We start from the raw sequence: 20,340 nt of genomic DNA, 5'->3' as shown, positions 1-20,340 counted from the left end.
GTGCTGTTGTTCGGCGTCTGCACTGGCTTGCTCGGGGGTCTGTAAGCCATGGCAAAACGGTTTGGCGGTAAATACAGCCCACAGGGCGATGAAACGGAAAACGCTCCGCTGCCAAGGGGTCAGTTTGACGGCGCGCGGGTCGAGCCCGCTGGTGCGCGTGCGAATACTTTGTTTCTGCCCGCCATTCCTCTGGTGTTTCTGTCCCTGAACGACGGCGCGATTGGCATGACCATCGGGTTGATCGCCGCTGGTTTTCTGACGGCGGCCGCATTCTTGCTGCGGGAAGGCCTGAGGGCCGAGGCCGCGTACAACGCCCGCAAAACCGCCCGAAGGCCCGCTTTTCCGCGCAAGATCTTTGCCAGTGTTCTCACTGGCCTTGGCGCAGGCCTTGCGTCTTACAGATCCGAGTTTCTGGACGCTGAGGCAGCCGCGCAGGTCAGCCTGTTGGCCCCCGTACTGTTTGGCGTTGCGGCGACCGTTCTGCACTCTGTCTCATTTGGACTTGATCCGATGAAGGACAAAGGGATGGAAGGGGTCGACACCTATCAGCAAGACCGTGTGGCCCGCGTGGTCGATGATGCCGAGAAACAGTTGTCGGAAATGACGGATGCCATAAAACGCGCGGGCGACCGACGCGTCGAAGCCCGTGTGGAGCGGTTTCAGGACACCGCACGTGACCTGTTCCGCACGGTCGAGGAAGATCCTCGCGATCTGGCCGGAGCCAGAAAATACCTGACCGTCTATCTGCGGGGCGCGCGTGACGCGACTGTCAAGTTTGCTGATGTCTACGCGCGCACCCGTGATGCGCAGGCGCTTGCCGACTATTCCGCCCTGCTGGACGATCTGGAGCAGAATTTTTCCGCACGTACGCGGAAAATGTTATTGGATGACCGCAGTGATCTGACGGTCGAAATCGACGTGTTGCGTGAAAGACTGCAGCGCGAAGGCGTCCGGTTGGACTGACCGGCCATTATTTGAGCGAGGAACATCCCCATGTCCGATGAGATCAAGAAAAAGGCAGTTCAGGCCGAAACTCTGGTACAGGAAGTCACCGCAGTTGCCCTGCCCGAACCACAGGCCGAAGTCGTGTCGCTGGAGGAAGCCGACGAACCCGTCAGCGCCGAAATCCGCAAGCGGATGAATGAAATCGACATGGACAACACCAATTCGATCGTCGCGTTTGGCTCGTCCGCTCAGGCCGAACTTCAGGAAATCAGCCAGGCCATGCTGGCGGATGTGCGCAACAAGGATGTCGGCCCGGCCGGTGACAGCCTGCGCAACATCGTAACCACGATACGCGGGTTCTCGGTCAGTGAACTTGACGTGCGTCGCGAACGTAGCTGGTGGGAAAAACTGTTGGGCAGAGCTGCACCATTTGCAAAATTTACCGCTCAGTACGAAGACGTTCAGGACCAGATCGACCGCATTACCGACGATCTACTGGGGCATGAGCATACGCTGCTCAAGGATATCAAGTCTTTGGACCTGCTGTATGAAAAGACCTTGGATTTCTATGATGAACTGGCGCTGTACATCGCGGCGGGCGAAGAGAAGCTGACCGAACTCGACAGCCACGCCATCCCTGAAAAAGAAGCCGAAGTTCAGGCTGCACCCGAAGAACAACAGGTGATGAAGGCGCAGGAACTGCGCGACATGCGCGCGGCACGCGATGACCTCGAACGCCGGGTTCATGACCTGAAACTGACACGACAGGTCACGATGCAGTCGCTGCCGTCGATCCGTTTGGTTCAGGAAAACGACAAGTCGCTGGTCACCAAGATCAACTCGACACTGGTGAACACCGTCCCGCTTTGGGAAACGCAACTGGCCCAGGCGGTTACGATCCAGCGCAGCGCCGAGGCCGCTGCCGCGGTGCGGGATGCCAATGACCTGACCAACGAGCTTTTGACCTCGAACGCAGCCAACCTGCGAGAATCGAACAAGATGATCCGCCAAGAAATGGAGCGCGGTGTGTTCGACATCGAAGCGGTCAAGCAGGCCAATGCCGACCTAATTGGCACCATCAACGAAAGCCTTGCGATTGCGGACGAAGGCAAGGCCAAACGCGCCGCAGCCGAAGCTGAGTTGCAGAAGATGGAAAAGGAACTGCGCGACACTTTGGCGTCTGCCAAGGCACGGCGCGACGGAACCGGCGACAATGCCGGTACGGCGGTACCTGGCTAAGGGCGGGTTCAGCGTGCGGGCCTTCGGTTACTTGAAACGAACATTGGGGATAGTATCATTCCTGGCCCTGGCCAATTGCGATGAGACCCTGACGTCATCCGTTGTTCCGCAACCCCGCCCCGCACCCGCACCTGTGGCAGCCAATGCTTATGTGCCGCCGTCTGCCGCAAGTCAGGATCTGGCGCGCTTTTATCGGCGGGTTGAACGGGACCTGCTGGTGCGGGGACTTTTGCGCATCGATGGGGGCGGCCCCGACACCCCCTATGATACCGAAGATCTGTCGCGGAATTTCGAAGCGATTGCGTTCTACAGTGAGTATCCGACGCAGAGCGTCGCGGTTGGCTCTCGTCAGACGGACGGGCAACTCAGCCGATGGTCCGGGTCGGTGCGCATACAGACCGAGTTCGGCCCTTCCGTGCTTCCCTCTGCACGGCAGAAAGACACAGATCAGGTTCGGTCCTTTGCCGCCCGTCTGGCCAGATTGACCGATCATCCGATTTCCGTCGTCTCTCGCAACGCCAATTTCCATGTCTTTTTTGCAGGCAAGGACGACAGCGCCTATGTCGTATCCCGCCTGAAGCAGCTGATCCCGAATATCGGTCAGGACTCGCTGAACCTGGTGGCCAATCCACGTGCCAATATCGATTGTCTGGTGTTTGCATCGGCAACGACCTCATCACCACACAGATACGTACGAGCCGTTTCCCTTATCCGGGCCGAATTGACGGATCTGGGCCGCCAAAGCTGCATTCACGAAGAAATTGCTCAGGGTCTTGGCCTGTCCAATGACAGCCCGGCAGCGCGACCTTCGATTTTCAATGATGACGACGAGTTTGCCCTGCTGACCAGCCACGACGAAAAGCTGCTGACGATGCTGTATGACCCGCGACTGCAGCCCGGCGTAGACGTCGACGAAGCACGACCCATTGTAAGAATTATTGCACACGAACTGATGGGGCAGCCGCTCTGACCCCAAGGACAGGAGAACCCAAATGGGAATATTCGATTTTCTGACCGGAGAATTCATTGATGTCATTCATTGGGTGGATGACACCCGTGACACCATGGTCTGGCGGTTCGAGCGCGAAGGTCACGAGATCAAGTATGGCGCCAAGCTAACCGTGCGCGAAGGTCAGGCGGCGGTCTTTGTGCACGAAGGCCAACTGGCGGATGTGTTTACGCCGGGCCTTTATATGCTTGAAACAAACAACATGCCGATCCTGACCACGTTGCAGCACTGGGATCATGGATTTCAATCTCCGTTCAAGTCAGAGATTTATTTCGTCAACACCACACGGTTCAACGACCTGAAATGGGGCACAAAGAACCCGATCATGCTGCGCGATCCGGAGTTCGGGCCGACCCGGATCCGCGCCTATGGCACTTATACTGTACGTGTGAAGGACCCAGCCAAGTTCCTGATCGAGATCGTAGGAACTGACGGTGAATTCACAATGGACGAGATCAGCTTTCAGATCCGCAACATCATCGTGCAGGAATTCAGTCGGGTCATCGCGGGGTCGGGCATTCCGGTTCTGGACATGGCCGCCAACACCGCCGATCTGGGCAAGCTGATCGCGGCCGAGGTGTCGCCGGTACTGGACGGATACGGGCTCGAGATGCCTGAGTTCTATATCGAAAACATCTCGTTGCCGCCAGCGGTCGAGGCGGCGCTGGACAAGCGCACCTCGATGGGATTGGCCGGTGATCTGGGCAAGTTTACACAGTATTCCGCAGCCGAGGCAATGACGGCGGCCGCCAGCAACCCAAACGGCGGTGGCGGCATGGGCGCTGGCCTTGGCATGGGAATGGGCATGGCGATGGCGAACCAGATGGCGAACATGGCAGCGGGTCAGCCGTCAGGCCCGTGGGGCGCGACCGCGCCCGCTGCTGCGCAACCGGCCGCGCATGTGGCCCCGCCGCCTCCGCCCCCCGTCGAGCATGTGTGGCATATCGCGGTGGACGGACAGACCAGCGGCCCGTTCTCGAAGGCCAAGATGGGCCGCATGGCCAGCGACGGCGAGATCACGCGCGACACTTTCGTGTGGACGCCTGGTCAGGACGGATGGAAGAAAGCGGGCGAGGTGCAGGAGCTGGCGCAGCTGTTCACCATTCTGCCTCCGCCCCCACCCGGCACATGAGGGCACCGCATGACCGGCCCTGGAAAGCGCACGAAGAAGGTCAGACGCAGAACGCGGCCCGGCCCGCATTTCGTCTGCCCCTGCTGCGACTATGTCACCCTTTCGGAGCGCGGAAAGTACCTGATCTGTCCGATCTGTTTCTGGGAGGACGAGAAAATCCATTGTGACACGAACCCACGCGAGCCCTCGGCGGCCAATCATAGCCTGACGCTGGCCGAAGGGCGCGACAGTTTCAAGACGATCGGGGCCTGCGAGGCCGCGATGCTGCCGCATGTCCTGCCCGAGGAAAACCGCGCGGCCTATCTCTACTTCCCTCTCAAGGACTGAGCGCGTCATGACTCATGCCCCTGCCCCATCGCCTGATGTCGCGGAACACCGTTTTCCGTGTGACCAGTGCGGTGCGGACTATCGGTTCGACCCGAAATCCGGCACGCTGACCTGTGACCATTGCGGCCATTCCGAACCGATCGGTGCGGGCCCCTGGGGCGGCGCCAGCCTGCGCGAGCTGGATTTCGACGCGGCCATCGCCGACCGCCTGCCCGACAGCGAAATCGAAGAGACACGGGTTCTGTCCTGCCCAAATTGTGCGGCGCAGGTTGAATTCGACCCCAACACCCATGCTGCGGAATGCCCGTTCTGCGCTACTCCGGTTGTGACGGACACCGGGGTGAACCGACATATCAAACCGAAGGGCGTTCTGCCTTTTGCTCTGGATGAACGCGTGGCCCACACGGCGATGAGCGATTGGCTGGGGCGGTTGTGGTTCGCTCCGAACGGGCTCAAGGACTATGCCCGCAAAGGACGTAGGATGCAGGGTATCTACGTGCCGTACTGGACCTTTGATGCCGATACCAAATCGGCCTATCGCGGAGAGCGCGGCACAGTCTACTATGAAACCCGCACCGTCATGCGGGATGGCAAACGGGTGCAACAACAGGTGCCAAAAGTCCGCTGGACGCCCAAGTCCGGCCGGGTGGCGCGTTTTTTTGACGACGTGTTGGTATTGGCCTCAAGGTCACTGCCCAAGACTTACACCGATGCTCTGGAGCCTTGGGATCTACCGGCTCTGGAACCCTACCAGCCAGAATACCTCGCCGGGTTTCGCGCCGAGGCCTATACGGTTGAGCTGAAAGAGGGATATGCCGAGGCCCGAGCACATATGGCGCGCATGATCGAGCGGGATGTACGTTTTGATATTGGTGGCGACAGGCAACGTATCCACGCAGTGGACACCGATGTGCGCGATGTCACATTCAAACATATCCTGCTGCCGGTCTGGTTGGCGGCCTATAAGTATCGCGGCCAGACCTATCGTTTCGTGGTGAACGGCCGGACCGGTCGGGTTCAGGGAGAGCGCCCCTGGTCGGCAATAAAGATCACAATCGCCGTTGTACTTGGCCTGCTGGTTGCCGCAGGTGTCGGGTACTTGATGGCAACAGGACAGCAATAACAGCCTCTTGTACATTGTACACCGCACCTTCATCCTCAGACCTGCAACGTTGAGAAGAGGTCCATGTGTCGATTGCTGAATTGAATGCCTTGCTGGACAAACGTCATTCCTGCCGGGCCTTTCTGCCGGACCCGGTACCGCAAGAACAGATCGCGCAGATCGTGACCAGCGCGTCCCGGGTGCCAAGCTGGTGCAACTCGCAACCTTGGCAACTGATCATCACCAGCGGAGACGAAACCGACAGGTTCCGCGACGCGATGCTAAACGAGGCGGAAAACGGCACACCGGCCCCGGATCTTCCATTTCCCACGTCTTACTCCGGCGTGTACCAAGACCGCCGCCGGACGTGCGGCTGGGCACTCTACGACGCGGTTGGCGTAAAACGGGGGAACCGCGAGGAATCGGCCCAGCAAATGATGCAGAACTTTGCCCTGTTTGGCGCACCACATTGTGCCATCATCTCAAGCCCGGCAGAGCTTGGACCATATGGTGCAATGGATTGCGGCGGCTTTGTCACGGCTTTTGCGCTCGCTGCTCAGGCTTTGGGCGTGGCAACCATCCCGCAAGCGGCATTGGCCACATATAGTCCTTTTTTGCATCAGTATTTTCAGATCCCCGATGACCGGCTGATCCTGTGCGCAATTTCTTTTGGCTATTCGGATACGGATCATCCTGCAAACAGCTTCCGTACGGAGCGCGCGGCATTGGGTGACTTTGTGGACTGGCGCGGCTAAACCGTCGCTCAGGCAGGCTCAACGTTTCGGGGGAGGAACCAAGTGCGCGCATTGCTGCAAAGGGTGACACAGGCCAAAGTGTCGGTCGGAAGCACCGTCATAGGCACAACCGGCCCTGGGCTCATGATTCTTGTCTGTGCCATGCAGGGCGACAGCAAGGCACAGGCAGAAAAACTGGCCGAGAAAACCGCGAAACTGCGGATTTTCAAGGACGACGCCGGCAAGATGAACCGCTCGCTTCTGGATGTTGAAGGTTCTGCTTTGGTGGTCAGCCAGTTCACATTGGCGGCGGACACCTCCGGCGGCAATCGCCCCGGATTTTCGAACGCAGCCCCGCCTGAGCTGGGAGAGCAGTTGTACACGGTCTTCGCAGAGCACCTTGCCGCGCAGGGGATTGCAGTGGAAGCCGGACAGTTCGGCGCGGACATGGCGGTTGAGCTTGTAAATGATGGGCCAGTCACGATCTGGGTGGAGAATTGATGGATATTGAGAAGCAAGCCGTCAGGTTGTGGCAGGCCGGGGTTGAGGCCGTCGGCGGGTATCAGGCCACCCAAGCCGCCTTGCCTGATGTCCCGAAACCCGACCGTATTCTGGCCGTGGGCAAACCAGCCGCAGCCATGGCGCGGGCTGCGCTGGCGCAATTTGGCGCTATCCCCACGCTTGTGGTCACCAAAGACGACCATGGCCGCGACCTGCCGGGTGGGGTCGAGGTGATTGAAGCTTCACACCCCGTTCCGGACGACCGCAGCCTCGCGGGCGGGCGTGCTCTGCGCCTCGCCATGGAACAAATGGAACCCGGATCACATGTGCTGCTGCTGGTCTCGGGCGGCGCGTCATCCCTGGCCGAGGACCTACTTCCCGGAACATCACTTGATGACCTCGAGGCGTTAAACCGCAAACTGCTGTCCAAAGGGCTGGATATCCGCGCGATGAATGCCGAGCGGCGCAAGCTGTCGCGTATCAAGGGCGGCGGTCTGCTGTCCCATTTCGCCGGAAACCGCGCCACTGTTCTGGCGATTTCGGATGTGCCCGGAGACGACCTGAATGTCATCGGATCGGGAATCGGAGCATTGCCTGATAACCATTCCTTTGCGGCCACCACCCGGATCGTTGCTTCGAACGCGCATGCCCGCAATGCGGCTGCCAAAGCGGCAGAAACGGCGGGGTTGAGTGTCTTGACCAATAATGAGGCCCTGCACGACGACTATTTGCAGGTCGCGGCGCGTCTTGGGCCCATGCTGCGCGAAATGAAAAAGGGAGTGATGATCTTTGGCGGAGAACCGACCGTGGTTTTGCCTGATCACCCGGGGCGTGGCGGCAGAAATCAGGCCCTTGCGCTTGCCTTGGCCAAAGAGATTTCAGGCCAAACAGATCTTGCGGTGGTCGTGGGCGGCACCGACGGCACGGACGGTCCGACAAATGCGGCGGGAGGAATCATAACAGGCGCAACCTGGGGTGATGGCGCAGATCGCGCGCTTCGAAAAGCCGATAGCGGGTCTTTCCTGGAAAAAGCCAATGCTTTGCTGATAACAGGGCCAACCGGCACCAATGTCATGGACCTGGTTGTCGCGATACGTGGATGAATTGACGCTTATCATGCCACCTTGACCCGCAATCGACCGGAAACTACCCGGAAATGCAGACTGCACCTGAACACCCACTCAGCAATTGCCGCACACCGGACAAGAAAGAGAGGGCTTCGGCCATCGGTATTTAGGAGAAATGTCCTTGCCCGGTCCGCGGAAATAAGCCAACGTTGACTCATGCGTCAACAAAAGCCCGAAAAGGGCTGGAACCACTCGATAGGGAGATCACTAAATGAACGAACAAATCACGCATATGGCCGGTCAGGTCACAGCCGGAAAAATGACCCGCCGCGAATTCATGGGGAAAGCCGCGGCCCTGGGCGTTTCGGCTGCCGTGGCTAGCACGATGTTCGCCGACGCAGCACGCGCAGCTGGCCCGAAAAAGGGCGGCGACCTGAAGTTTGGCCTTCAGGGTGGCGAGTCCACAAACTCGCTGGATCCCGCGACCTATGCCAGCTCGGTTCCGTTCCAGAACGGCAAGCAATTCGGCGACCAGCTTGTAGAAGTTGCACCTGATGGGACCATCGAGCCGCGCCTGGCTGAAAGCGTCGAAGGCAGCGCGGACGCCAAGGTTTGGACCTTCAAACTGCGTCAGGGTGTCGAGTTCCACAATGGCAAGACTATGACCAGCGAGGACGTGCTGAAGACCATGCAGCGCCACTCGAACGAAGACTCCAAATCTGGCGCCCTCGGCATCATGAAGGGCATCGAGTCAATGAAGGCCGACGGCGACAACTTCCAGGTCACTCTGACCGAAGCGAACGCCGATCTGCCTTATCTGATGGCGGACTACCACCTGATCATTCAGCCGGACGGCGGCATGGATAACCCGGCGGCTGGGATCGGCACTGGTCCGTACAAACTGGAAGTTGACGAGCCCGGTGTCCGTCACCTGTTCACCAAGAACGAAAACCACTGGAACAGCGATTTCGGCAACTTTGACAGCGTCGAAGTGGTTGTCATCAACGATGCGACCGCACGTACTGCAGCGCTGCAGTCCGGTCAGGTGCACGCCGTTAACCGCGTAGAACCCAAAGTAGCCGACTTACTGGGGCGCGCGCCAAACCTGACGGTGCATTCAACAGCGGGTCGCGGACATTATGTCTTCATTATGCATTGCGACACGGCTCCGTTCGACAACAACGAACTGCGCACGGCACTGAAATACGCAATCAACCGTACGGATCTGGTGGACAAGGTACTGCGCGGCTATGGCTCGATCGGGAATGATATGCCGATCAACGCCGCCTACCCACTGTTTGATGAGACCATCGAACAGCGCGAGTTCAGCGTGGAAAAAGCCGCCGAGCACTACAAGAAGTCCGGTCATGACGGCTCGCCGATTATCCTTCGTGTTGCTGACGGTGCCTTCCCGGGTGCTGTGGATGCCGCAGCGCTGTTCCAACAGACGGCGGCGCAGGCCGGAATTCCGCTTGAGATCAAGCGTGAACCCAATGACGGATACTGGTCCGAAGTTTGGAACGTGCAACCTTTCTGTGCCTCCTACTGGGGCGGCCGTCCGGTTCAGGACCAGATGTACTCGACCGCGTATCTATCAACCGCAGACTGGAACGACACTCGGTTCAAGGTTCAGGCGTTCGATGACATGCTATTCGCGGCAAAGGCGGAGCTGGACGTTGAAAAACGCAAGGGCATCTATAGCCAGATGGGCAGAATGGTCCGCGACGAAGGCGGCCTGATCTGCCCGATGTTCAACGACTTTGTCGAAGGTGTCAGCAACCAACTGGACGGCTGGGAAAGCGACCCGACGCAAGAGATGATGAACGGCAACATGTCCCGCAAAATGTGGTTCGTCTAAGACGGGCCACGGATAATGCATCCCATCATCAAATTGGTTTCCCAGCGCCTCGCGCTGGGAATCCTATTGCTGTTTGGCGCTTCGGCCTTGATTTTTGGCCTGACCGAAGCTCTTCCCGGAGACGCCGCGCAAGCCGTCCTGGGGCAGTCCGCAACCCCCGAGGCCTTGGCTAACCTCCGCGAAGAAATGGGCCTGAACCGCCCCGCCCTGACCCGCTATTTCGAATGGCTGGGAGGCATTGTTCAGGGCGACCTTGGTCAATCGCTTACCAACAAGCTTGATATTTCTGAGAGCATCGGAAAACGCCTCGGCAACACGCTTTTCCTGGCTTGTGTTGCGGCAATCGTTTCGGTTCCACTAGCGATTTTCCTTGGGCTGCTGGCCGTCAGATACCGCAATCGCTGGCCAGACAAGCTGATTTCCGCCATCACATTGACGACGGTATCGATCCCCGAGTTTCTGATCGGCTACGTTGTGATCTATTACATCTCAGTCAAACTGGGATGGTTTTCCTCGCTTGCCATGGTCAATGATTCCATGTCCATCGGCCAGAAACTGTACGCCGTCGCCTTGCCGGCATTTGTTCTGACACTTGTGGTGCTGGCGCAGATGATGCGTATGACCCGGGCTGCAATTCTGAACCTGATGCAATCCGCTTATATCGAAACGGCAGAGCTTAAGGGCCTGAGCACATTTCAGGTCATCGCGCGGCATGCCTTTCCCAACGCAATCTCGCCCATCGTGAACGTCGTCATGCTGAACCTCGCCTATCTGGTTGTCGGCGTTGTCGTGGTCGAAGTTGTATTCGTCTATCCCGGCATGGGGCAGTACCTTGTGGACGCCGTGACCAAGCGTGACGTGCCGGTCGTTCTGGCCTGCGGCGTGGTGTTCGCGGCTGTTTACATCGGCCTGAACATGGTCGCGGATATCGTCTCGATCCTCGCAAACCCAAGACTGAGGCATCCGAAATGAAGAACATTCCTATTTCGGCTCTGATTGGCCTTATGTTCACCGGCGCCTATTTCTTCGTGGCAATCGCTGCCCCGTTGATCGCGCCCTACGGGATGGCGGAAGTGGTCGGCGATGTATGGGAGCCGACCAGTGCCGAGCACCTGCTGGGTACTGACAATATCGGCCGTGACCTGCTGACCCGCATGATCTATGGCGGGCGCACGACGATCTTCATTGCCGCCGCCGCGACATTGCTCAGCTTTCTGACCGGTACCTCGCTCGGTTTGCTGGCCGCCGTTCTGGGCGGTTGGGCGGATCAGGCGCTCAGCCGGACAGTCGATCTGATCATGTCGATCCCGACCCTGATCCTCGCGCTGGTCATTCTGGCCATCGTTCCGGTCACTGTTCCGATCCTGATCCTTGTCATGGGCCTTCTGGATGCGACACGCCCCTATCGCCTGTCGCGGTCCGTTGCCGTGGATATCAACGTGATGGATTACGTCGAAGCCGCAAAACTGCGCGGTGAGGGACGGGCTTGGATCATCTTCCGGGAAATCCTGCCGAACGCATTGTCGCCATTGGTGGCCGAGTTTGGACTGCGGTTCATCTTCATGGTGCTGTTCATCTCTACCCTGTCCTTCCTGGGCCTGGGCGTACAGCCCCCACTGGCCGACTGGGGTGGCATCGTGAAGGAAAACAAAGATGGCATCGTCTATGGCATTGGCGCGGCGCTGTACCCGGCTGTCGCCATCGCGACGCTGGCGATTTCGGTCAACCTTGTGGCTGACTGGATCCTGAACCGAACCACATCGCTGAAAGGAGGCCGGGGATGAGTGATACCCTTCTCAAGGTCCGCGACCTCAAGATCGGTGCGACCGTTTATCCACCGGGTGAGAAACCCCATAACATCGAAATCGTGCACGGGGTCAGTTTTGACCTCGAGCGCGGCAAGGTGTTGGGCCTGATCGGTGAATCCGGTGCTGGGAAATCCACAATCGGTCTCGCCTCAATGGCCTATGGCCGGGGTGGCGTTGAAATCACCGGCGGCGAAGTCTGGGTCAACGGACGTGACGTCCTGAAGTCATCGCATGGCGATATCCGCAATCTGCGCGGGGGTGAGGTTGCCTATGTCTCGCAATCCGCTGCCGCGTCGTTCAACCCGGCCAAGAAGATCATGGATCAGGTTGTCGAAGCCGCGGTCGAGCACAAGAAGTTCAGCCGCAAAGAGGCCGAAGGCCGCGCGCGCGAACTGTTCGCCAAGCTGGGATTGCCCGATCCTGACAACATCGGCAGCCGTTATCCGCACCAGGTCTCAGGCGGTCAGTTGCAGCGTTGCATGACCGCTCTTGCTCTGTGCCCCGAACCTGATCTGGTGGTGTTCGACGAACCGACCACAGCGCTTGATGTGACCACCCAGATCGACGTTCTGATGGCAATCAAGGATGCCATTCGCGATACCGGCGTTGCCGCTTTGTACATCACGCATGACCTGGCCGTTGTTGCGCAGGTCAGCGACGATATCATGGTTTTGCGGATGGGTGATACAGTCGAATACGGCAGCACCGACCAGATCATCAACAACCCGCAGGAAGAGTATACGCAGGCTTTGGTCTCGGTTCGTTCAATCGAGCACGAAGAAAAACAGCCCACGCCGGAACCGCTGCTCACCGTCGAAGGCATCACGGCACGCTACAAGGGGCTGAACTTCGACGTGCTGCACAACGTCAATGTCGAACTTCATCCGGGACAGACGCTGGCGGTCGTTGGCGAATCCGGTTCGGGCAAGTCAACACTGGCCCGGGTTATCACCGGCCTGTTGCCGCCGCGCGATGGTGAGATCAATTTTGCCGGGCGCACACTTTCGCCGAACCTTGCGGGACGGTCTCGCGAGGATCTGCGCGAGTTGCAGATGATCTATCAGATGGCAGACGTGGCAATGAATCCACGCCAGACCGTCGGCACCATCATCGGCCGCCCGTTGGAGTTCTATTTCAACATGCGCGGCGCTGAGAAGCGCAAACGGATCACCGAGTTGTTGGATGAGATCGAGCTGGGTGAAAAATTCATCGACCGCTATCCTGCGGAACTGTCTGGCGGCCAGAAACAGCGTGTCTGTATCGCGCGGTCGCTGGCGGCAAAGCCCAAGATGATCATCTGTGACGAGGTCACTTCAGCGCTGGATCCGCTGGTGGCGGACGGCATCCTGAAACTGTTGCTGGACTTGCAGAAGATCGAGGATGTGGCCTATCTGTTCATCACCCACGATCTGGCGACGGTCCGCGCGATCAGCGACAGCATCGCGGTGATGTATCAGGGTCGCGTGGCCCGTTATGGCTCAAAGAGTCAGGTGCTGAGCCCGCCTTTCGACGATTATACCGACCTGCTGCTCAGTTCGGTGCCTGAAATGCATCTGGGCTGGCTGGAGGAAGTTGTCGCCCATCGCAAGATGGAAAGCGCCGGGAACTGATCCGGTTCGCGACAATTCAATGACGGTTTGAAATCCCGGCACTTTGTCTGATGACAGGTGTCGGGATTTTGCTATTGGGGGCGCAAAGTGGCAGCCGATGGACGTCGAATCTCCTAGGGTCGCCGGAACGCAATGTCTATCAAAGGGCCTCGACATGGACCGCAAGCTACTTCTCATCATTCTGGACGGTGTCCCCTATCGCAATTTTCGCCGCCTGTTCGGCAATCTCGAAGGCTGGGTCGACAGCGGCGAAGCGCGTGTCTGGAAACTGCGCGCGGTGCTGCCTTCGACATCGGCCAGTTGCTATGCGTCGATCCACACAGGCGTGACGCCGCAAGAGCACGGCTGCACCGGGAATGGAAACGTCTTCCGGCTGAGCCACAAGGACGTCTTTAGTCAGGTGCGTGAATCCGGTGGTGTGACCGGAGCGGTGACACACAGCTACTGGTCGCAGTTCTTCAACCGTCATCCCTTTGATTACGTCCGCGACATCGAATATGACGAACCCGAAAGCCGGACGATCAACCATGGCCGTTTTCACAGCATGACCGGCTATGGCAAAGCCAATCAGATGACGCCATCTGATGTCGACCTGTATGCCACTCTGACCAATCTGTGCCTGCGGTTCGGGCTGGACTATGGCATTCTGCACACCTGCACGCTGGACAGTATGGGCCACCGTTTCTTCCACGATTGTGAAGAAATGGATCACGCCTGCTTTGTCGCCGACGAGATGCTGGCCCCTTTCATCCCCCGCTGGCGTCAGTTGGGATATGAAGTGATCGTCACGGCGGATCACGGCCAGGACGAGCGTGGGCACCACGGTGGGCGCAGCCCGCTGCAACAGGAAACGGCGCTGTATTATTTCGGCGACGCCGAAGGGCCAGACTCTGAGACTGTCATAAACCAGTTGCAATTGGCCCCGACCATCCTGAGCCGAATAGGTGCCCCCATTGCAGAGACAATGAAGGCCGAACCGTTTCTGCGGTAATGCGCATGCAGCTTCGGGGTCGCTTATGTGGCCTTTGCGGCCACCACTGTCGCAAACACCTGATATCCGTAAAGTGACCCGTTTCGAGCACGTCTTTCGTGCTCGGCCACAAGCCCCGCCGCTAATTCTTTTCCGATGTCACCTCGCTCGCACATTTGCTTGGTGGTCAGGTCGACCCAAGGCAACATGTGCTCTGGTGTTGATACAACTCTGCTCTGAACGTCAAAGTGCCTAACAGAAAGTCCGGCACCGGCAATCATTGGCCTGAGTTTTGCGACAACAAAGGGATCGGTCACAAACTCGCGGACGAACTCTTTTGCGCAGATATCCAGTGGATCATTTGGAAAAGAGCTGAACGTCGCTTTGGAAAAATCAGCGTCACACACAATCAACAGACCATCAGGTTTAAGCACTCTGAAAGCCTCGGCAACCAGAGATCCGGGATCTTCCACATGCGTTAGCACCGTATGCATAATGACCGCATCGGCGGCATCATCTTCCAAAGGCAGCGCGGCACCGTCTGCCACCTTAAACGTCAGGTTCGAATACTCTTTAGCCCGATCGCTGGCTTCCGAGACAAACCCTTTCGAGGGTTCAAACCCGACAACTTCTGCCGGGTGGCAGCGTGATGCGATGCGACGCGTTACGGCGCCTGCACCCGCACCGACCTCTACAACTGTGGACGCCCGCGTCACATGCAGATGATCCAGATACGCAGCAACGATCCGTTCCATGGTCGGGTCCGCTTGCCGTTGGTCCATTGAATCCGCAAACAACTTGATGAATTCAGGCCCTGCGGCATCAACGTTCTGGAAGGGGTCGGTCATAACCTAATGTCTCCTTGGAAATTCCAAGAGACTATACCACAGCCTAACGGTTTGTTGGGTTGTGAACGTACCGGGCTTTCGAGCACCATTGCCGAGACATTCGCTGCATTAGTCGTAGGACCAAATCCCCTGCCCCAGCGCTTCTATCGCAACCGAAATACGTTCGAAACTGTCAGCCGCACGTTTCACCGAGGTTCTCGCGCGCAGATAGCCGTGAACAAGACCGGATTCGTTGATCCAGTGGGCCCGCCCGCCCGCCGCGTTGATCCGCCTGCAATAAACCTGCCCGTCGTCTCGCAGCGGATCGCAATCAGCCGTTACAACCACGGTCGGCGGCAGGTTTGAAAAGTCACTGTCCTGCAACGGAGCATAGGTTGGATCGCCCTTGGGCTGAACGCCCGAGTATCGGACGGTTTCATAAAACTTGATTTCATCCAACGTCAGCAAGGGGGCCTGGGCATGTTCCGTGTAGGACCCCTGACTGGGGTCCCCACCGAGGCCCGGGTAGATCAGCACCTGCCCCAGGATCCCGTCCAAACGCCCGCGCGCGTGATGGGAAACAGCGGCAGCCAGATTTCCACCGGCGCTGTCACCGGCCAATATCAGCGGGTCACCGTATTCGCTTGCGGCCCAGTTCGCAGCCGTCCAACAGTCATCAAACTGTGCCGGGTGCACATGTTCAGGGCACAGCCGGTAATCGACGGCGACGACCCGGTACCCGGTTTGGACGCATAACTCAGCGCAAACATCGTCGTGGCTTTCGAGACCACCAACAACGAAACCGCCACCATGAAAATAGACGACTGTTCGGGTTGGTTGCCCGGCAGAGTAGATACGAACCGGAACACCATCGGCCGCCCTGTCCTCTGTTTCCACGCCAGCCGGGCGTGGTTGGCGAAAGTCCTGACACATGGTGTCATAGACACGGCGCTGATCCTCAATCGACAACTGAACCGCGTCATCAGGATAGCTTTCGGCCGTGCGACGTATGAACGCCCAGGTTTCTTCGTCGATCAGGCGTTCATAGTCCATTGTCCCTCCGGCTTATTCAGACCACTCCCATGGCCGGGTGTATACCCCCAGCACTTTAGCAACATCGTCTTCCGAAGATCCGTTCGCGTCAAGCTGCGCGACCAGGCCGCGCTTCTTGTCATCGATGACAGAAACTACCCGTGCCGTTAAACCAGCATCCTCGAGAGCGCCGTTGTAGATACGAGTGATAGCCTGTTTCCGAAGATCAGGCTTGAACACCTTGCCAACGGCAGTTTTGGGCAGCTCATCCAGAATGGTCATGTGCTTGGGTTGCGCCGCGCGTTCATGCACGTGGACCTTGCAGTAATCCATCAGCTCTTTTTCGGTGACCGATGCGCCCTCGACCAGTTCGACAAAGGCGCAGGGAACTTCACCGGAATGCGCATCCGGCTGGCCGATAGCACCGGCAAAAGCAACGGTTTCATGGCCCAGCAAAGCCTCTTCGATCTCGGCAGGGTCGATGTTGTGACCGCCACGAATGATCAGGTCCTTCGCGCGACCGGTGATCCACAGATACCCATCTTCGTCGAAGCGCCCCAGATCACCTGTGCGCAGGTACTCATCGAAGTGATACAGGTTAACGTTCTTATCGGCCTCGGTGTAAGTATTTCCCGCATAGACACCTGGGTTCGAGATACAGATCTCACCGATTTGATCAGTCCCGCATTCGGTCGGTCCGTCCGGTCCGTCCTGCAGGATTTTGACGTCTGTATAAGGAAACGGAATACCGATCGATCCGATCTTTTTCTCGCCGTCCACCGGATTGCACGAGACCAAGCACGTTGCTTCTGTCAGACCATACCCTTCGACAATGGTGACGCCGGTGGCTTCTTCAAACCGGCGGAACAGTTCCACCGGCAGCGGGGCCGAGCCCGAAAAGGCCGTTTTTACGCTTGAGATATCGGCATCGACCGGGCGTTGCATCTTGGCTGAAATCGCAGTTGGCACGGTAATGATAAAGCTCACCTTCCAACGCTCGATCAGCTTCCAGAAATTGTCGAACACCCCGTCGCCGCGATATCCCTGTGGTGTCGGGAAAACCACATGGGCACCGGATGAAACGGCTGCCATCACAATCACGTGCACCGCGAAAACGTGGAACATGGGCAGCGGGCACATGATGACGTCGTTTTCGTCAAACAGAAGCGTGCTACCCAACCAGCCGTTGTAGATCAGGCCGGAATACTTGTGCTGCGCCACCTTCGGCATACCTGTGGTGCCACCGGTATGGAAGTAACAGGCGACACGATCTTCCTTGCTGTCTTCAAAAGTCAGCGTCGTCGGCTGTTTGGCCAGTCCAGTGTGGAAGTTCTTGTAATCCGCATGGGCGAGCTTTTCCTTGTCGCCCATCTTGGGGCGCAGGAACGGCACCAGCCATGATTTGGGCGGGGTCAGATACCGGTTCAGATCAATTTCCAGAATGGTATTGACCTTGGGTGCGTGGCGCACCGCTTCCTCGACCTTCTGGGCGACATCTGTTTTCGGGAAGGATTTCAGCGTCACCACGACCTTGGCGCCGGTCTCGCGCAGGATCGCGGCGATCTGTTCCGGTTCAAGCAGGGGATTGATCGGGTTCACGATCCCCGCGACCGCACCGCCCATCAGTGTGACCAATGTCTCATTGCAATTGGGCAGCACAAAAGCGACCACGTCTTTTTCGCCCACACCCAGCGAGCGGAACAGGTTAGCCGCCTGATTGACCTGAGCCAAAAGTTGCGACCAGGTCAGGGTCTCGGCCTTGTCGTTCGGGCCCGAGAACAGTTGGAAACTCATGGCATTATGGTTGGGAAACTTCCCTGCCGTGCGCGACAAAAGCTGATGGAAGGTGACAGGCAAATCCCGATCCTCCCACGGCATTTCCTGTTCCATACGCTTCTTGTCTTCCAATCCCACAAAGGCCATGTGGTTCCTCCCGTATATTCTCCCGCGTTTTGCGCGGGCTTGTTATTCGCGACCAAGATGGAAGCAAAACAAACCTCGCGCAAGCGAGGCCTTAGCCTTCAAGGGGGGTAAAATGTAGAATGACGCTACGGCGAATTCGCAAATGCCGGAGCGTCACTCTTATTCAGCAGCGACACCATCGGTGAACTGCAGGCGCGCAAGGCGTGCATACAGCCCGTCCTGAGACACCAGATCCTCGTGGCTGCCTTGCGCTACGATGCGGCCTTCTTCCAGCACAACGATGCGGTCGGCTTTTTTCACAGTTGCCAATCTATGCGCAACGATCAGGGTCGTGCGCCCGGCACGCATCTTGTCCACAGCACCTTGCACTGCGCGTTCACTTTCCGCATCCAGCGCCGAAGTCGCCTCGTCCAGCAGCAGAACCGGCGCGTCGCGCAGGATTGCGCGGGCAATGGCGATACGTTGCTTCTGCCCGCCGGACAGCATGACACCCCGTTCGCCGACAAAGCTGTCATATCCTTCTGGCAAGGCCGCGATAAAGTCATGCGCGGCAGCGGCACGCGCGGCAGATTCGACTTCTGCATCCGAGGCGTCCAGACGCCCAAAGCGGATGTTTTCACGCGCGGACGCAGCAAAGATCACAGGATCCTGAGGCACCAAAGCCATGTGGTGGCGGAAGTCTGACCGGTCAAGGTCGCGCAGATCAAGGCCGTCCAGCGTCACGCGGCCCGAGTTTGGATCATAGAAGCGCTGGATCAGTTGAATCACGGTTGTTTTTCCCGCACCCGATGGCCCGACAAATGCGACCGTCTCGCCGGGTTTCACTAAAAGCGAGAGATGATCCAGTGCAACTGTATCGGGGCGCGCCGGGTAGCGGAAGCTGACGTCTTCAAACCGGATTTCGCCCTGAATGTCTTTGGGCAGCGCTTTAGGATTGGCAGGGTCGGTGACAGTATCTTCTGCATGCAGCAACTCGACCAGACGCTCGGTGGCACCTGCGGCGCGCTGAAGTTCGCTCCAAATTTCGGACAGGGCTGCCACTGAACCTGCCATGATGATCGAATAGATCACGAACTGGATCAGAACGCCTTCGGTCATTAGCCCGTTTCGCACGTCGTTCGCACCCATCCACAGAACGCCAACAATACCCGAGAAGACCAGGAAGATCACGATAACCGTCAGGACCGCACGGGTCTGTATGCGGCGCAGCGATACACCGTAAGAGGTCTCGGTCATCTCACCGAATTGCTGACGGCTGGCTTGTTCGTGAGAAAACGCCTGAACGGTCTGCACTGCCCCCAATGCCTCACCCGCATTGCCGGACGAGGCGGCGATCCAGTCCTGATTCTCGCGGCTGATCACGCGAAGGCGGCGGCCAAGAACGAGAATCGGTACTATGACGACAGGGATCAGCAACAATACCAGCCCGGTCAGTTTGGCAGATGTCAGCAGCATCAGAACCAGCCCACCGACGAACATCAACATATTTCGCAGGGCAATGGACACGGATGAACCAAGAACCGATTGGATCAGCGTCGTATCAGTGGTGATCCGGCTTAGCACCTCACCTGTCATGATGCGTTCGTAGAATTCCGGGCTCATGCCGATGACGCGGTCAAACACCGCCTTGCGGATATCAGCCACCACCCGTTCACCCAGACGGGTGACCAGTGCATACCGAATACCGGTGCCCACGGCTAGAACGGCGGCAATGCCGAGCGCGGCCAGAAAATACCAATCCAGAAGCTCGCCATCCTGAATGCGGAAATTGTCAACGACGCGCCGTACTGCCAGTGGCAGCGTCAGGGTCATGCTCGCCGTCAAAATCAACGCCAGCGTCGCGCCGATCATCAGGAACTTGTAGGGCTTCATGAACGGCCAAAGCGAGGCCAGCACCCCAATCTTCTTTGAACGGGCGCGTTCTTCAGAGGCGCCGGGGGCTGCGGCATTTGCTGGTTTGCTGACGGTTTGTCTTGCCATGTCTGGCCTTTGTGTCCTGAACGGTACTGAGTGACCGCTTTCTTGGAGGTACAGTCAGGTATGGTCAAGCATCACGACCACAATCGGTAGGTCGAAAGGGCCATTTGACGCAGAATTTAATGAAAGGAATGGAGCGGGTAGACGGAATCGAACCGACATAGCCTGCTTGGAAGGCAGGGGCTTTACCATTAAGCTATACCCGCAAATGGTTTGCGCTGGTTAAGTCATGCGTTCGGGCACGTCAAGCCGGAAGTGGCAAATTTAGTGGTGCATTTT

Annotated in this window: 18 protein-coding genes and 1 tRNA gene; 14 read left to right on the top strand and 5 right to left on the bottom strand. The window is 58.1% G+C overall.

Annotation, left to right across the window (positions count from 1 at the left end; all coding sequences use genetic code 11):
• Nucleotides 1-48: 48 nt before the first annotated feature.
• From D1823_RS01110 to D1823_RS01045, 14 genes are all read left to right on the top strand, one after another.
• A complete protein-coding gene (locus tag D1823_RS01110; protein WP_117868230.1) occupies nt 49-963 on the top strand; it encodes a 5-bromo-4-chloroindolyl phosphate hydrolysis family protein in 915 nt (304 codons plus the stop codon).
• A gap of 30 nt (nt 964-993) precedes the next feature.
• A complete protein-coding gene (locus tag D1823_RS01105) occupies nt 994-2,184 on the top strand; it encodes a toxic anion resistance protein (protein ID WP_117868229.1) in 1,191 nt (396 codons plus the stop codon).
• A gap of 43 nt (nt 2,185-2,227) precedes the next feature.
• Nucleotides 2,228-3,154: a DUF2927 domain-containing protein gene (locus D1823_RS01100; RefSeq protein ID WP_254683767.1), complete on the top strand. Its 927-nt coding sequence runs from the start codon at nt 2,228-2,230 to the stop codon at nt 3,152-3,154.
• A gap of 22 nt (nt 3,155-3,176) precedes the next feature.
• Complete coding sequence (locus D1823_RS01095; RefSeq protein WP_117868227.1) at nt 3,177-4,325, top strand: SPFH domain-containing protein; 1,149 nt, start codon at nt 3,177-3,179, stop codon at nt 4,323-4,325.
• 9 nt (nt 4,326-4,334) lie between these two features.
• Nucleotides 4,335-4,652, top strand: coding sequence for a CPCC family cysteine-rich protein (locus D1823_RS01090; RefSeq protein WP_117868226.1), 318 nt, complete (start codon nt 4,335-4,337; stop codon nt 4,650-4,652).
• A 7-nt stretch (nt 4,653-4,659) separates the two neighbouring features.
• On the top strand, nt 4,660-5,775 hold the full coding sequence (locus tag D1823_RS01085) for a TFIIB-type zinc finger domain-containing protein (protein WP_117868225.1): 1,116 nt from the start codon (nt 4,660-4,662) through the stop codon (nt 5,773-5,775).
• A gap of 65 nt (nt 5,776-5,840) precedes the next feature.
• Nucleotides 5,841-6,509, top strand: coding sequence for a nitroreductase (locus D1823_RS01080; protein WP_117868224.1), 669 nt, complete (start codon nt 5,841-5,843; stop codon nt 6,507-6,509).
• A gap of 42 nt (nt 6,510-6,551) precedes the next feature.
• On the top strand, nt 6,552-6,989 hold the full coding sequence (gene dtd / locus D1823_RS01075) for a D-aminoacyl-tRNA deacylase (RefSeq protein ID WP_117868223.1): 438 nt from the start codon (nt 6,552-6,554) through the stop codon (nt 6,987-6,989).
• On the top strand, nt 6,989-8,092 hold the full coding sequence (locus D1823_RS01070; protein WP_117868222.1) for a DUF4147 domain-containing protein: 1,104 nt from the start codon (nt 6,989-6,991) through the stop codon (nt 8,090-8,092). Before dtd ends, D1823_RS01070 begins: the two co-directional genes overlap by 1 nt.
• A 235-nt stretch (nt 8,093-8,327) precedes the next feature.
• On the top strand, nt 8,328-9,914 hold the full coding sequence (locus D1823_RS01065; RefSeq protein ID WP_117868221.1) for an ABC transporter substrate-binding protein: 1,587 nt from the start codon (nt 8,328-8,330) through the stop codon (nt 9,912-9,914).
• Between the two features lie 15 nt (nt 9,915-9,929).
• On the top strand, nt 9,930-10,886 hold the full coding sequence (locus D1823_RS01060) for an ABC transporter permease (RefSeq protein WP_117868220.1): 957 nt from the start codon (nt 9,930-9,932) through the stop codon (nt 10,884-10,886).
• On the top strand, nt 10,883-11,698 hold the full coding sequence (locus D1823_RS01055) for an ABC transporter permease (RefSeq protein ID WP_117868219.1): 816 nt from the start codon (nt 10,883-10,885) through the stop codon (nt 11,696-11,698). Before D1823_RS01060 ends, D1823_RS01055 begins: the two co-directional genes overlap by 4 nt.
• The gene (locus tag D1823_RS01050) at nt 11,695-13,332 is read left to right on the top strand and encodes an ABC transporter ATP-binding protein (RefSeq protein ID WP_117868218.1); all 1,638 of its coding nucleotides are present in this window, start codon (nt 11,695-11,697) and stop codon (nt 13,330-13,332) included. The genes D1823_RS01055 and D1823_RS01050 overlap by 4 nt, the downstream gene beginning before the upstream one ends.
• A gap of 154 nt (nt 13,333-13,486) precedes the next feature.
• The gene (locus D1823_RS01045; RefSeq protein WP_117868217.1) at nt 13,487-14,323 is read left to right on the top strand and encodes an alkaline phosphatase family protein; all 837 of its coding nucleotides are present in this window, start codon (nt 13,487-13,489) and stop codon (nt 14,321-14,323) included.
• Between the two features lie 23 nt (nt 14,324-14,346).
• On the opposite strand, the gene D1823_RS01040 is transcribed toward D1823_RS01045, so the two are convergent.
• The 5 genes from D1823_RS01040 to D1823_RS01020 form a co-directional block, all read right to left on the bottom strand.
• Nucleotides 14,347-15,150 (bottom strand): methyltransferase domain-containing protein, encoded by an 804-nt coding sequence (locus D1823_RS01040; RefSeq protein ID WP_117868216.1) that lies wholly within the window; start codon nt 15,148-15,150, stop codon nt 14,347-14,349.
• A 108-nt stretch (nt 15,151-15,258) separates the two neighbouring features.
• On the bottom strand, nt 15,259-16,182 hold the full coding sequence (locus D1823_RS01035) for an alpha/beta hydrolase (RefSeq protein ID WP_117868215.1): 924 nt from the start codon (nt 16,180-16,182) through the stop codon (nt 15,259-15,261).
• A 12-nt stretch (nt 16,183-16,194) separates the two neighbouring features.
• Nucleotides 16,195-18,084 carry an acyl-CoA synthetase gene (locus tag D1823_RS01030; protein ID WP_117868214.1) on the bottom strand — a complete coding sequence of 630 codons (1,890 nt, stop codon included), beginning with the start codon at nt 18,082-18,084 and terminating at the stop codon, nt 16,195-16,197.
• Between the two features lie 159 nt (nt 18,085-18,243).
• Nucleotides 18,244-20,064 carry an ABC transporter transmembrane domain-containing protein gene (locus tag D1823_RS01025; RefSeq protein WP_117868213.1) on the bottom strand — a complete coding sequence of 607 codons (1,821 nt, stop codon included), beginning with the start codon at nt 20,062-20,064 and terminating at the stop codon, nt 18,244-18,246.
• 129 nt (nt 20,065-20,193) lie between these two features.
• Nucleotides 20,194-20,267: transfer RNA gene (locus tag D1823_RS01020), tRNA-Gly, on the bottom strand.
• Nucleotides 20,268-20,340 lie beyond the last annotated feature (73 nt).

This window comes from Ruegeria sp. AD91A (assembly GCF_003443535.1).
Taxonomy (GTDB): domain Bacteria; phylum Pseudomonadota; class Alphaproteobacteria; order Rhodobacterales; family Rhodobacteraceae; genus Ruegeria.
The sequence above is the reverse complement of the archived record's forward strand: the minus strand, read 5'-3'. Positions and strand labels throughout refer to the sequence as shown.